Raw genomic sequence first — 13704 nt, forward strand, 5'->3', positions numbered from 1 at the left:
ATCCACGCCCCTGCGAGAGGGGCGACGGCCTATGCATATCCTATTGTCATTACAAATAGGTTGCCGGGCAAAACGCGAAACCCCATGCCATGCTAGCCAAAATGAAACCAGAACGCATGACCAAGGCCAAAAGTACCAAATATGTCAAAGAGCTGAGTTTGGCGCGAACCTTACCGGAATTCGAGGCAGCCTTACTGTTCGCGCTTTTTCTGTCAATCAATGTCTGCGCGCCAAGTACAATATCAAAGATTACCGAATAAAAACCTGCACCAGTCTGACCGCCATTGGAATAATCAGATTATGAGAACGCCTCCAAGATCGGCCGCCGGTTTTGCGCCCACATGTTCCACTTTCCGTTGCCAGTTCGAACCCAGATAATAATATCTCAAACTGTCCAGCTTGGGATCAATGATGCGCTCAAGCCGGTTTTTTAGTTTGGTCCACTGTGCCGGATCGACTTCAATCTCGAAGACGGAATACTGGACACGTTGGCCATAATCCAGACATGCCTTTGCAACCGACCTCAAACGCTTTGCGCCGTCACCTTCCGAAACGGCAACGTCATAAGTCACCAACACCAGCATTGCCAAAACCTCATGTCCAAAACCAGGGGGGATATGCGTCCAGATCGTTTCGCAAATACCGGCTCAGCAATTGAGCCTGAAGGTAGGGCACCAGACCGAATGGTGCCTTTTCACCGAGGAATTTGTGAGACTTTTCCTCCTTCTTCCGGCTTTGCCAAGCATCAAGGACCAGTTTTCTTGCCTCATCGGACAAGAGCACGGCTCCGCTTTCCTGACGCTGAAAATCCTTTGCACGGATTTGCCGCCTGTTGACCAGCGACAACATCAGACGATCAGCAAAGATCGGTCGCAGTTCCTCCATGAGGTCAAGCGCGAGGCTTGGCCGCCCGGGACGGTCGCGGTGCAGGAAACCCACGGCCGGATCAAGGCCAACGCTTTCGCAAGCCGCCCGGCAATCAAGGGTGAGAAGGGTGTAGAGGAACGACAACAAGGCATTGACCGGGTCCAAAGGCGGTCTTCGCGACCGGCCGAACCAGCAAATCTCCGCATCAGGCGATCTGATCAGATGGTTCATCATGGAAAAATAAAGACTTGATGCTTCGCCTTCCAACCCGCGTAATTCATCCAGTCCGGATCCCGGCAGTTCAATTCTCCGCAAGATTCTGGCGAGCCGGTTTTCCACCGACGACAGACCGGCTGCCGCCCGAGGTTCATACTCATCCCGGTAGTCGCGAAGCGCCCGCATCAACACGGAGCGCTGATTGAACACCTTTCCAATGAGCAAGGAGCGGACGACCGTTTCCGGGGCTTCCGAGGCCGCATATTGTGCCCTTCTCAGAAGAACATTGCCGCTCACCGGCCCTTCAACACGTGCCTGAAACCGGCCGTTTCGATCAAGCAGGACGAGTGCAATACCCTTGTTCGCGCATGCCGCTATCAACGCCGGAGAAATATGGATGCCTCCAAACACCACGACTGACGCCAGCATGTGAAACGGCACTCTTGCCCGTTCCTGCTGATCGATTTCGGCGACCAGATTTTCCCCCTCCTTGCGTAACGCGGCACCGGGCGTCGTGACATAGACCGTGTTCAGAAATTTTTTCATGTGTCATCTGCCGCCAGTGCCGTTTTCAAGAACCGGCTGCGCCAGGCAGACACCGAGCGTCCGGCGATTTCGGGGCGGCAGAGAGGCTTCAAGGAACAAGCCCGGCAGCGGCTTTTCCTGTCCGTTGGCGGTGGCGTCTGCAGACTTTCAAGAATGCCGGCCAGTGACATGACCGTTTCTTCGGTCAGACCCCGCAAGTCCCGGTCCATCGGCACGATAACCCGCCGTTTCGTTTGCGCATAAAAGAGTGCGCCTGCCGGAACCGCTGCGCCGGTCATTTCCTCAAGGCACAGGGCCTGCGCACAAAGTTGAACTTCGTCAGCCCTGTGGTGTTTGGGCTTGCCGCGCTTGTATTCCACCGGGAAAGGGGTTTCCTGTGTCCCTTCCCCTTTCAGGTATTCAACCAGATCGGCAACGCCCGTCAGGTTCAGCCGCCGGGAGCCGACCGGAACGGCCATCACCCGGCGTGCGCCCTTGTTCCAGCGGCGCCCGCCCTTGTCGGCCACAGCGTGCAGGACATCGCCTTCCGCGGTGAACCTGTTCTCCTCCCAAAGCCGCTCCAGATGGATAAGCGCTGCCTGACGCAGGCAATAGACCGCGTGTTGCAGGGCGGAAATAGGGATCGGCTCCGTCACCTTGTGCTCACCACCTCCGGCTAAAGCAATTCGAGGATCTCAATCCCCGTGGGGCAATTCGCCTGATCGATCTCGACCATGTAATCGGCAAACTTGCGCGCAGGCGGCGTGTTGCCGATCCCCTTGTCGTCAACATCACGGAATACGCCATCGATATTGCGACCGATCTTCACAAGCTCGAACAGCTTGTGCGCAGGTGCATTGCCGAGAGCGTTTTGATGCTTGAACACAATCAGCTTGCGAACCGCCATTTCACCGCGTGCTGCCGAACGGTCATGTTCGAACATGTTCGACAAGGCCTCCCAAAGCAGTTCCAGATCATTTTCAGAAAACCCCGTCCGTTCGGCAAATTTCGCCGAGACAAAACCGTGGGCGACATAAAGGCCATAGGGCACGATATGCTTGCGCCCCATGGTGCGGTTGTCGACGCGCTGCGAACTGTCGTCGCCTTCCGCCTTCTGTTTTTTCTCCGCTTCGTTGGTTGCCGCCATGCGCGTGATCGAGACTTCCAGCGGCATGATCGGCTCGACCGATCGCGCAAAACTCATCTGGACCGGCCCCTTGACCTGACCGCAATTGATGCCGGTCGACATGACGGCCCCGAACGTGCGCACGTCAAAGAAATTGCCGCACATGAAATCGCGCAGCCGGATGGCTTCATGATCGTCCTTGGGGTTGAGCTTTGCGGCCTTGTCCAGCTTTGCCTCTTCCGGACGAAGTGCCTTGTAGGCCTGACGGTGCTTTTCGTTCAGGATCGCACCTTCCTCGACGTAGATGTGGTGGCCGTCGGTTCCACCATGCGCAAGATCGACATAATTGCGGATCTTGCGTTTCAAACTGACATCGGACACCAGCCCCTTGTTGGTTTCAGGGTCCAGCCGGGGCAGATTGCCTGCGTCCGGGTCACCGTTCGGGTTTCCATTGATGACCTCGAACACAAGAGCAAAGTCATAGCGGTTGGAAAGAACTGTCATTCACCATTCTCCACGGCCGGTGCGGTGTCATCGGGTTTCTTGAAAAATTCACTGCGCTGGTGATAGTAGCCAAGGCTGAACAGAGCCTGTTCTTCGGCGGCAAGGTAAGCCGGGAACGGGTCTTGGTCGGGCGCCATCTGGTCCATGATCTGTGAAATCAGTTTTTCCAGATTGACTTTCCGGCCCGGAGACTGCTTGCCGATCTTCGACAGGTGGTTGACCGACCCGCTGTCAAGCAGCGCGAACACCTTTCTCGGTTGCGCCGAGGCTGAACCGTAAAATTTGTCCTTGATCGTGGCATTCACCTTTGACCCAAGGGCTGCGATCTGCACTTGTTCGTAAGCGGCAAACAATCGGCCAAGCTGATAGCCCCGGTCAGGGTAATCCGGGTTCAATGCCATGGGCACCTCCATCTTGAAATTTCTGATCAGAACAGCCTTGAGGATCCCCACCCTGAGCGCATTCACGTCGCCGTCAGCCCGAAAGCGCATCAACACGGCTGACAAAAGGGTCTGCGGGTAGCGGGTGCCAGACAGAATGGCACGCATCCACTCGCCCGCAAGATTTGGCGCAACATTATCGCGCTTGCGCAAGACAGCCGTCTCGTTGAGATACTGCCAAAGCGGCGGATAGCCGTCACGCGGCGGGGGAGCGATGTCCATATCGGAGAGAAACCGCTGATAGTTCCGGGTCAAATTTCCGAACGTGTTTTCGTAGTAAAACCGGACCGACAGACGGGCGGCATTGGGCGCCAGTCCCAAAACGAAGAAACGGACGTCCTCATCCAGTTCCGTGTCCAACTCGCAAAGCCGCTTGCCTTGCCGTATCCGCTCCAGCAGGGCCCTGACGCTTTTTGTCCGGGTTTGTTCCGCAGCTTTGACTTCTTCAGCCTTTGGTGATTGTTCGCCAGGGTCCCCGTCTTCCGCAGACTCCCAAAAGCTTGCAAATATGGCTTCTGCGGTTTCGGCAGCTTCCAGACTGGACGCATCCGCCCAGAAAACGGTCGACGCGTCTCCGATTTGGATGCGATGGCCGCTGTCTTTCTCCAGATAGCGATTGAGAACAGTGGTGTAGGCAAAGGCCGCCCGTTCGGATACGGGGGCGTTGTCCCCCTGTTCATGACCATAGGAGGTGAAAGCGTCAAGGTTGAAGGACACGAGGGATGCACCCGAAGACTGGGCGCCCCATACACCTTTGATAGACCGGTGCAATCGCGCAGTTGCCCCGTGCTCACCCGTGACAAGGCAAACCCGTGCTTCGCCCTGCCCAGCTTGCTGAAACTTGCTAAGCAGATCTTTCGAAACCGTGCGATCATGAAGAAACACGCTGTTTCGGCGATCTTCCTCAAACGCAAAAATCGCGTTCAGGTCCTTTAAGTCTTCGCACCAGTCTGGAGCCTGAAAGTGATCAGGTGTCCAATGCTTTAAAAACGCTGCGAGCGCTTTCACGCCCACATCTTCGACACCTTCAAGCAAATGCAAATGATGCGAGACAAACGCTGCATGTTCATCGGCGGTCCGTTTTCCATCGCCAGCGGTCACCCCCAAAACATAGGAGGTCTTGTCCCAAAATGTATTCGGGGCAATGCCGGAAGCACGTTTCACCGACGCAGGCACCAGCATCTGGCGTGGCTGTGGTTTGCGTCCGGTCTTGTCGCGAAGGTCGATCACATGCGCAACAGAGCCATCAGCATTCAGCGAAATGCAAAAGCCGATCTTCTCCATCGAAAACCCGAAGGGCGGCGCATCCGGTAGCCTGTCATAGGCCCGGACAAGAGCAGGCAGGATACTCATCGGCGGATCTCCTCCGAACCGGGCTCAGGAACACGCACGATCCCGTCTTCCATCACAGCCCGGAAAAACAGCGAGGGCCTTCCACGAGCCTGATGGTCGATGTCCCAGAGCATGAAGCCGAAATCACGGGTTTCGGAAATGGCCTTTGGCAAGGGCTGATCCGGCGGGATCAGCTCAAAACCTGCGGCAAACTCGCGCGTTCCGAGGCAGGGTTGATGAAAGCACTGGCCGCGTGAGGCCCGGCGATTGAAGATATCGAGATGTTTTCCTTCATTGTCATCCGGCCCGGCCCTGGCCGTCAGCACGAAATGCGCCTCGATGATATAACAAGGCCTGACCAAGACGGTGGATGCGCGCTGCTGCCGGTCCTCGTCTGCGAGCAACTGGAGTCCGGCGAGGTCCCCCCGCTTCATGGCGGACTTGATCTTTGCGGCAGGCGCCTTGTGGCCCACTTCATTGCGGCGGATGGATTGATAGCGGATGGGCTCAAGCACATGGATCGCATCAACGATCCAGCGGATCGCCGGCTTCCAGTGAATGGCCTCAAGAATGCCCCGCGCGGCCGACGGTGTCATCACGTCATAGCTGACGCGCTCGATCTTGAGCTCTGGCCGGGTGAAACAGGCAATCCCCCCAGACCTTCAAACGAATTCCATATGACATTTACCCCCCCCCACACCTAAATCAAAACTTGATGATCTCCGAGATATTCGACCTCCTCCCAAATCAAACCGGTCCCTTCCCGGTACAGGCTGTGGTTGGTCAATACCGCGAATTGATCTCCCCGTATCCTCGCGTGAGAAAAAGCAACGTGACCATTCCTGATCAGGGCATCGCGGTCCTTCGGAGGAACTTGCACAAGATAGGATTGCAACTCTCTGGCGATTCGACCAGATGAAATATCCGGATTGCCCAGCATGGCAAGTGCCTGCCGAGACTTCTCGTCCAGATCGACAATCACCGGCACCTGTCCGCTTTCGATCATCCGGAACTTCTCGGCAGCCGTCCGGTAGGAGAAATCCGTTTCCGGCTTACCGGCCTTGCCTCTGCGTATCCTGAAAAGCTCCAGAATTCCGTCAGCATCCAGCCCGTTCCCCAACCGCCAGTAGACCTCGCCAAAATAGTCTGAAATCGCCTCCAGACTGAGCAGGTCCGGATGGTTTCCGGCGATCCGGGCCGTGTCGCCAATGAGAGACGCAATTTCGCGCGGCGGCTTGTAATCCGGTGCCTTGAACACCCGGACGATACTGTCTTCGACAGACCGCCTGCCCTCCCTGTTGCAACGCCCGGCCGCCTGAATGACCTGATCAAGACCCGCTTCAGCGCGCCAGACAGCCGGGAAGTCCAGATCCACCCCGGCTTCAACAAGGCTTGTTGCAATAACCCGGCAAGGCTGATTGCCAGTCAGCCGGTTGCGGATGTCTTTGATGATTTTGCGCCGATCAGCCGCACATTGGCGTGTTGTCAGATGGATAAGCCCCTCTATTCCTGCCCCCCTTGCTTCCTCGTATAGCTCAAGCGCATGCTTGCGGCTGTTGACGATGATCAGGGACTGGGAGTGGCTGGACAAGGCATCGCACAAGTCCTGATTTGACTGCTCCCCCACATAGCGGATGATGGCGCGTTTGAGATGCTCGGCCAACGCCACCGGGTCTGGCGCAAGTTCACGGTCTTTCAGATCAAGGCCACTTTCAAGTGATTGCTTGTCCAACGCGGGCTGGGTCGCCGTGCATAAAACGATCGTACAGCCATAATTTTCTGCAAGCTGTTCCAGCATGCGCATGACCGGCAGCAACCGTTTACGCGGGATCGTCTGCGCCTCATCCAGAATAATGATGCTGCCCGCGATATTATGCAGTTTCCGGCATTTCGACGGCCTAGCAGCAAACAGGCTTTCAAACAGCTGGACATTCGTCGTCACCACGACGGGCGCCGCCCAGTCCTCCATCGCCAGTTTCAACTTGTCTTTCTGTTGCCGGTCTTCACGGTTTCGGGATTTGGAAGCCTCCTCCTCGTCGATTGCGGAATGATGTTCAAGAATATGGTCCTCGCCAAGAATTTTCCGGAACTCATCGGCGGTCTGGTCGATGATCGAAGTGAACGGAATCGCGTAGATGATCCGCCAGTGACCGTAATTCTGCGCGTGATCCAGCGCAAAACCCAGCGAGGCAAGCGTCTTGCCACCGCCGGTCGGAACAGTCAGGGTAAACAGGCCAGGCTTTTGGGCTGCCTGCTCACGCGCATGCTCCAAAATCTGCCAACGCAACCGGTTAACGTCATTGGCGAGATCTTTCTTGCTCTTCAACGCGGCATCAAAACTTGACATGAACTCCGGCAGAAGCGCCTGTAAAGTAGGCCAATCCCGGTCTATCTGCAGTCCCTCGAGCCCTGTGTAATATGCTTCCGTATCCTTGAAGTCTGCATCCACCAGACAGGAAAAAACCATCCGGCCGATGACTGAAAACGCAAACGCCGAGTCCGGCCCTCTCATCGCCTGCGCAAACTCTGGCACCAAATTATCCGGGACATCGGGAAGCTCTTCCGTCCAGACCGGATCAAGCTCAGGCAAATCCTTCAACAAACGCCGGTCAAGGCAGGCATCTTCACCGCCAGAGCGGTCCGGCAAACCCGCATGATGCCCCGCAATGGAATAGGCAATCAGTTCAGCAATGAGGAATTCCTGCGCCGTGTTGAAATCAAGCCGCAGAACCTCTTTTGCTCCGGCTGTGGCGTGATCAACGGCTATGCTCTTTCCGCAAAGCCTTAGCTGAAACCGCAGGCAATATTTCCCGAGATCATGATAAAGTCCTGCAAGCCTTGCAGCCGAACCAAGGTGTAATAGCGCCCCGAAGATAGCCGCTTTTTCGGCTGCGGAAACAAGATGCTCGCTTAGACCTTGCCAGTCATCGTGCGATTCACTCTTGCCTGAATGCGCATAGTATTTTGCCATTTCGTCATTCTAGTGCCCTGCATACGGGCATGCTTCTATTCCAAATTCATCAGCCACTATAATAATTTGGAAACAACGGAATACAATTATTAATTACATTATTTGCCCTATAAATCTTAAAGGTGAATTTTTATAAGCCGCTTCACTCCTGTCGACCGCTTCATCACCTGAATTCCCTTGTGCCTCAAAAGCGGCGCTGCCCGGTCAACCGCATTGCCAAGTGCGTTCGCCTTTTTCGGCCAGAACTGGGAACGCCGGAAATCCTCGCTCACAATCCGGTCGAGATGCGCCAGCAACTCGGTCGCGGTCCCCTCCCATCCGTTGGTCGGATGCTCTTCGCGGATGAATTTCAGAATTGCGACTGCGACCGGATCGGATTCGAAAACGGCTTCTGTCGTGGCTTGCCGGTTAGCCGTGTAGGCGTCCATGAAGGCGCCCGTTTCCCAGCCAAGCCCCGGTTCGGCTGCTGCCATCATGTGGGCGAAATCGGCCATGCGGGGTTTATGTGTAAGATTCGTTTCATCCCAATGCCGCAAGGCGGAAGACACGGCATCCAGTAGGGCGCCGAGTACGCCCGGCCGGACGGCTTCCCAAACCGTCCAGAATTCGTCTTCGGACTGGCGCGAGGTTTCATCGATCCTGAGAAGCCGGACGGTCAAGGAGCGTTCCGCCAGATCCGCGCGTTCCGTCAGGCTGGGAATACCATTGAGAAGCACCGGTCTTGCGCCCTGAAACCAGAACGGGTCGGCATCCGAATGCAGTTTGCGCGTCACGAAACCCGCCCCGGTCGACAGGCGGCAAATGGCATCCGAAAACCACGCTTCGACCTTCGAAACATTGTCGAAGGACATGACATGGCCACTCATGGCCATCACAAAGAAATCCCGCTCGTCTTTCGGTGTTGCCAGAGCTGCCACATGGCTTGGATCGGTCAGGCTGCGCAAGAGGCGCGCCATGGTTGATTTGCCGCTCCCCTGTTCGCCTCCCAAGGCCAGAACGGGAAAGGTCTTGTTTCTGCCGAACAGGCTCGCCACCAGCCAGGTAACGATCAGCTTGAAATCGTCATCACCGGAATTCACGAACGACCGGAATTCTTCGATCATGCCGCCTTTTTCCGGGTCAGGCAGCGCGGCCATGGTCTCGCTCCGGATGAATTTGACCGGGGGATGTTCCATGACGTCCCAGCCATGCCGGTTGATCCTGACCGCGCGCCAATGATCGTCGCACAGATCCAGCCAGACCGTTTCGCCGTCCCAGCCGCTGCGCAGCATTGCGGGATGTTGCGGACCTTCCGTGATCGCGCGGACTTCCAGAATCCGCAAGGCGTCGGAGATGGTCTGGCTTGATGGCACGGTGCCGGTCTGATGATAGGCTTTCGCTGCAAGCCAACGCTTGAATGCTGCGCTGTCAATCCGTCTGTGTTCGAAATGACCGTTGATCTTGACCGATGCATAGGCCTGTTTTTCGGGCGAATGCCACAACTCGGCTTCTTCGGCCGCTGACAGGATCGGTGCGGGTTTCTTCTGTTTGCCCTTTGGTGCCGTTTTCCGTGTGCGCGTCTTGGCCTTTCGTCCGGGTTGTTCAGACTGGACCGGAATGGCCGAAATCAGGAAGTCTTGAGCCTGTGTTTCCGTCCAGCCGCTCTCAAGGGCATCGGCAGCATCCCAACCAGCCGGACTGGATGTCGGTGCTTGAAGGCAGGAAACGGCTTTTGCACCGGCGTCAATGATCAGTTTTGCGGCCGTTTCCGCAAATTTGGTTCCTGCCGGATCGGCATCCGGCCACAGAATGACTTTACGACTGATGAGAGGGGACCAATCGGCCTTTTGGGCTGCATTCGAACCACCAGGCGATGTCATGCAAACGTAACCGGGAAGCAGGATTTGCGCGGCGTCAGCAGCTTTTTCGCCTTCGCAAATCACAACGGTTGCTTGTGGGTTTGCGGCAAGCCGGTCCAGCCCGTAAAGCGGCCGCGCCTCCGGCCAGATCTGCCAGCGCCAGCACAAGGCTCCAGGTTCTTCAAAAAGCGCAAGCGGCCGAAAACTTTTGCCCTCGTTCGGCCGGTCAAACCGGAAAACAAACCCGAGTATGCAGGCGCCCTGATCGCGGTAGGTCCAGACCTTGGAAGGCGCGCCCAAGCTAGGGTGCCGGGCAGGCGGTGCCGGGGCTGAAACCGGCACAGGCACGACACATCGCCGTTTCGGGTCTGTCTGCGCCATCCGATAGGCATCATCATCAAGACGCGCAAAGGGGTCATCATGCATATGGATCAATTCCCAACATATGGGCAATCCGCAAAGCGGCCTGCTTTTGGCTCAGATCGAACAGAAACGCTGCAAGGGCAACGAGATCGCCACCCTTGTCGCCTGTCGCGAAGTCGGCCCATTTGCCGGTTGAAAGATTCACCTTGAAGGAGCCGGGCCGGTGGTCGGTCCGGCGGGGATTGCGGGTCACCCATTCTTGGCCTTCTTGCCGTCCATGCGGTAGCCAACGGCGGCAAAGACTGTCTGAATGCATGAGCGCCGTTTTGGCGATACGGGCGAAATCAATCGTGATCGGGTGGTTCATTTGACCCTTCCCTTGAAAACCGGAAGTGCCTTGACGAGGTTGCCAAGGGATTGCCAGTCATCCGGGCATTCAGGTTCCCGGGTTGAATTCTCGACAGGCTGTTTCAGCCGTTCACGGCATTCGTTTGAGCATGGTTCGCCGTGATGCCGGGGCGATTGCCCCGGCACTGAGTACGGTTTCGAAGTCATGTTCGACCTCAGCTGGTACTTGTGAATTGCTTTCGATTCGCGTCGATCCAGGCGTCCAGATCTTCCGGCATGTACCGGACTGCCCGGCCGAACTTTACAAAGACCGGGCCACCGCCGCGCCCTCTCCAGGCCTGAACGGATCGAACGGAGACGCCCAGATACTGAGCGGTTTCATTTTCATCGAGAGCCTTGTTTTGAAGGATCTCTGCAAGTCGCCCCATAGCCACTCCCAACGTTGGTTAACGATGAGATTAGACTGGCTTGCTTCATGTCTTCGAAATAGGGGCAGGAAATCAAATAGCTTCCCTGATTTGATTTATCTTTTTGTTATTTCTATCTATTTTTGAAAGCCGACCAGAGCTTTTCCATGGAGATGTCGCGTGTTTGTCCCACAATTTTAAAAAGTGCGATGTCGACAAATTGGGAAAATTTGACTGTACCAGCTCCCGCACCTCGGCTTTGTTGCAAAACGGCTTGTGATCAAAAAAGTTCTGTTTCATCCACTCGATTACAGCCCGGTCTGAAATAGGCGCGTTTTTCACCGGTCCAGCGAATGTTGATTCATTGACGTAGAATTCAATTGCTTCAAATTTCTGAACAATCTTCCTTCCACTGTAGCGGCATACCGAGTTTTCTTTCCAGCAGATCCGCAGTTGTTCGGGAAGGGTAGCCCAATCCGCTTTGGTAATTTTTTCGCGTATTCCGGAAGATACTCGGCCAAAGACAACAATACGCCCTTCAGAGATTAAGTTGAGAAATTGCGCCAGTGCACCGTAAATTGACCGGTAGGCCTCAAAAACCGACTCAGGTTTTGCAGGAATGATTCTTGGTTCGCCCACCGTGACCAATACCACTCTGGTCGGATACCTTCCAAAAACAGGCCGTGCCTTCAGGTTGGGAACTCTTTCCCGTCTCTTCTTTGCCGGGATAGTGCGCTGTCCTGCTCGTTGCCTGACATGGCCTTCGATATCCATTTTGAAAGTTATTTTGCCACCGTTGTGGCTTTCCAGAAACTCCTGCGCTGTGTTTGGAAAACCGGGAAAGTCCCTCTTCGCAATTTCATTGTGATTTTGAATGGAATTGTTGTTCCAAATCACCGCCTCAAAAGCTTGAGCAAACGTCAGTCCGTTAACCTTCTTGAGAAATCCAATAGAAAACTCAAATTGCATATCAGAGCGTCCCAATCGCTTTATGGCGCATTGGGAAGCAGCCTAAGGTTGGGCAAACCGCATAATCAAGAGTGAGGTGAAGGCATTTTTTCGCGGAATTTGCCGCGTCTGTTACCACCAAAAGCGTTTGGTTGGTTGGACATTTTGAATGCCGAAATTACTCGTCTTGTTTGCGACCCAAGCCGGTCTCGCCAGAGACCGGGTGGCCTGAGAGACCTGCTTCAACCCTCTCTCCAATAGCTTCCGATAGGGCGCGGATCGGATTGTGATCCGTATTTACGTAACGGTTCGTGGTGCTGAGATTGCTATGTCTGAGCAAATGGCTGATCATGAAAGCATTGCCGCCAGCCTGTGCAGCAAAGGTTCCGATGGTGTGGCGAAGGTCGTGCAAGCGAACATCCTCAAGCCCGGCATATTTGCGTATCCTTTGCCACGCATTCTCAACCACCTCTTTTGCAACATGGCGGTTCAAATCGTGTTCACGAGGTAAAACATACCTGCTTTCCTGCAACTCCGTTTGACAGCGCTTTAGAAGCGCAAGAACACCATTGCTGACCGGATGCGGCTTACGCCCGTCACCTTTCCGGCTCGGCAACGCCAGCATGCCCTTGTCCATATCAACATGGGACCACTCGAGGGTCAGGACTTCTGACAGTCTGGCACCGGTAAGAAGAAGCAAACGGATTGCAAGCAATGCAACCGGGCTGACACGAGTGCGGCGGTCTTCTTCGTTCGGGGGCAAGTGTTTTCTCGTTTTGCCATTTGCCTTGATTTCCCAAGGCAAGCCGATTGCCTCGGCTTCGTTCAAAATGTTACCCAATCTGGACAACTCGGCATCAGACAAGAAACGGTCGCGTTCGTTTTCCTTGTATCTCTTGATCATGCGCACCGGATTGCTTTGCTCAGGACGCCAGCCCCACACCTCCGCCAAGTTAAACGCCTTTGACAGGATGGACAGGGATTGGTTGGCCTGCCGTGGCGTGTTTCCAAGTTTGCTATGCAAAACAGCAACATCCTTGCGGGTGATTTCTGACAATTTCAGGCTTCCGAGATTCGGCCGAACGATTTTCTTGAGGATGTAATTGACGCCCCTTTGGGTGGTTTGGGCGTTATGGACCAGAACATGCTCCGACCAATAACGGTCCATGAGATCATTGACAGTTGGTGCTGACCTCAGCGCACGCCGGTGCGCCAAAGGATCTTCACCGTTTCGGATTTTGGCAAGCGCGTCCCCGGCCATCCGTTTTCCTTCAACCGGTGTCAAGGCGCCATATTGCCCAAGTGTCAACCGGCGGGACCGGCCCGCGAGTGTTCGGTATTGCAGAATGAATGATTTTTGACCGCTGGGTAAAACGACAATACCGAAGCCCTTCACGTGATCGTCCCAGATAAAATACTGCTTTGCAGATGGTTTGGCAGAATCAATGACGCGCTTTGTAATTTTCGGCATGGTCGCTCCCAACAACATGATGCTGACGGCTTGAAACGCACCGGGAAAGGTTCAAGCGGTAGAGAACACGTTGAATTCAATGCTGTTCTTACAGCCTGACGGCTTTTGACAAGCCTTCAGCATTGACTTCCCCGCAACAACGGTGAAAAGCCTGAATGAAGGTCCGTAGGCCACGATCTGTGTAAGCACTGTGTAAGCAAATGAAAGCGAAATGTAGAGTTATAGTCAATAGTCAGTCGTAGAGAAATTTTTCTAACATATTGATCTGTAGTAATTAATCGTAATTCATAGGATTATGTAGTATTGAGTAAATTCCGTTTCCTAATCTGAGGGTCGCGCGTTCGAATC

At 55.0% G+C, this 13704-nt stretch carries 11 protein-coding genes and 1 pseudogene; all 12 read right to left on the reverse strand.

The features are described 5' to 3' along the window. Positions 1–293: 293 nt before the first annotated feature. Positions 294–584: a CRISPR-associated endonuclease Cas2 gene (gene cas2 / locus E1297_RS08965; RefSeq protein ID WP_155136832.1), complete on the reverse strand. Its 291-nt coding sequence runs from the start codon at positions 582–584 to the stop codon at positions 294–296. A 10-nt stretch (positions 585–594) separates the two neighbouring features. Further along, positions 595–1629, reverse strand: coding sequence for a type I-C CRISPR-associated endonuclease Cas1c (gene cas1c, locus E1297_RS08970; RefSeq protein WP_155136835.1), 1035 nt, complete (start codon positions 1627–1629; stop codon positions 595–597). Continuing rightward, positions 1626–2264 (reverse strand): CRISPR-associated protein Cas4, encoded by a 639-nt coding sequence (cas4, locus tag E1297_RS08975; protein WP_368669503.1) that lies wholly within the window; start codon positions 2262–2264, stop codon positions 1626–1628. The genes cas1c and cas4 overlap by 4 nt, the downstream gene beginning before the upstream one ends. 20 nt (positions 2265–2284) lie before the next feature. Beyond that, positions 2285–3238, reverse strand: coding sequence for a type I-C CRISPR-associated protein Cas7/Csd2 (cas7c, locus tag E1297_RS08980; RefSeq protein ID WP_155136838.1), 954 nt, complete (start codon positions 3236–3238; stop codon positions 2285–2287). Continuing rightward, positions 3235–5031, reverse strand: coding sequence for a type I-C CRISPR-associated protein Cas8c/Csd1 (cas8c, locus tag E1297_RS08985; protein WP_155136841.1), 1797 nt, complete (start codon positions 5029–5031; stop codon positions 3235–3237). Before cas8c ends, cas7c begins: the two co-directional genes overlap by 4 nt. After that, a pseudogene (gene cas5c / locus E1297_RS08990) lies at positions 5028–5694 on the reverse strand (type I-C CRISPR-associated protein Cas5c). The gene cas8c and the pseudogene cas5c overlap by 4 nt, the downstream one beginning before the upstream one ends. Positions 5695–5710: 16 nt before the next feature. Continuing rightward, positions 5711–7981 carry a CRISPR-associated helicase Cas3' gene (cas3, locus tag E1297_RS08995; protein WP_155136844.1) on the reverse strand — a complete coding sequence of 757 codons (2271 nt, stop codon included), beginning with the start codon at positions 7979–7981 and terminating at the stop codon, positions 5711–5713. 116 nt (positions 7982–8097) lie between these two features. Next, on the reverse strand, positions 8098–10245 hold the full coding sequence (locus E1297_RS09000; protein WP_155136848.1) for a DUF6371 domain-containing protein: 2148 nt from the start codon (positions 10243–10245) through the stop codon (positions 8098–8100). Then, positions 10238–10549 carry a hypothetical protein gene (locus E1297_RS09005; RefSeq protein WP_155136851.1) on the reverse strand — a complete coding sequence of 104 codons (312 nt, stop codon included), beginning with the start codon at positions 10547–10549 and terminating at the stop codon, positions 10238–10240. The genes E1297_RS09000 and E1297_RS09005 overlap by 8 nt, the downstream gene beginning before the upstream one ends. Before the next feature lie 196 nt (positions 10550–10745). Then, on the reverse strand, positions 10746–10958 hold the full coding sequence (locus tag E1297_RS09010) for a helix-turn-helix domain-containing protein (protein ID WP_155136854.1): 213 nt from the start codon (positions 10956–10958) through the stop codon (positions 10746–10748). Between the two features lie 72 nt (positions 10959–11030). Continuing rightward, the gene (locus E1297_RS09015) at positions 11031–11906 is read right to left on the reverse strand and encodes a hypothetical protein (RefSeq protein ID WP_155136856.1); all 876 of its coding nucleotides are present in this window, start codon (positions 11904–11906) and stop codon (positions 11031–11033) included. Positions 11907–12063: 157 nt separating this feature from the next. Further along, positions 12064–13356: a site-specific integrase gene (locus E1297_RS09020; protein WP_155136859.1), complete on the reverse strand. Its 1293-nt coding sequence runs from the start codon at positions 13354–13356 to the stop codon at positions 12064–12066. Between the last annotated feature and the right edge of the window lie 348 nt (positions 13357–13704).

Source organism: Roseibium sp. RKSG952 (assembly GCF_009711355.1).

Excerpts from the sequence above, each read along its gene's own strand:
- cas2 (WP_155136832.1), bottom strand. The coding sequence starts at position 584 with ATGCTGGTGTTGGTGACTTATGACGTTGCCGTTTCGGAAGGTGACGGC.
- cas3 (WP_155136844.1), bottom strand. The coding sequence starts at position 7,981 with ATGGCAAAATACTATGCGCATTCAGGCAAGAGTGAATCGCACGATGAC.
- E1297_RS09000 (WP_155136848.1), bottom strand. The coding sequence starts at position 10,245 with ATGCATGATGACCCCTTTGCGCGTCTTGATGATGATGCCTATCGGATG.
- cas1c (WP_155136835.1), bottom strand. The coding sequence starts at position 1,629 with ATGAAAAAATTTCTGAACACGGTCTATGTCACGACGCCCGGTGCCGCG.
- E1297_RS09005 (WP_155136851.1), bottom strand. The coding sequence starts at position 10,549 with ATGAACCACCCGATCACGATTGATTTCGCCCGTATCGCCAAAACGGCG.
- cas7c (WP_155136838.1), bottom strand. The coding sequence starts at position 3,238 with ATGACAGTTCTTTCCAACCGCTATGACTTTGCTCTTGTGTTCGAGGTC.
- E1297_RS09015 (WP_155136856.1), bottom strand. The coding sequence starts at position 11,906 with ATGCAATTTGAGTTTTCTATTGGATTTCTCAAGAAGGTTAACGGACTG.
- E1297_RS09010 (WP_155136854.1), bottom strand. The coding sequence starts at position 10,958 with ATGGGGCGACTTGCAGAGATCCTTCAAAACAAGGCTCTCGATGAAAAT.
- E1297_RS09020 (WP_155136859.1), bottom strand. The coding sequence starts at position 13,356 with ATGCCGAAAATTACAAAGCGCGTCATTGATTCTGCCAAACCATCTGCA.
- cas8c (WP_155136841.1), bottom strand. The coding sequence starts at position 5,031 with ATGAGTATCCTGCCTGCTCTTGTCCGGGCCTATGACAGGCTACCGGAT.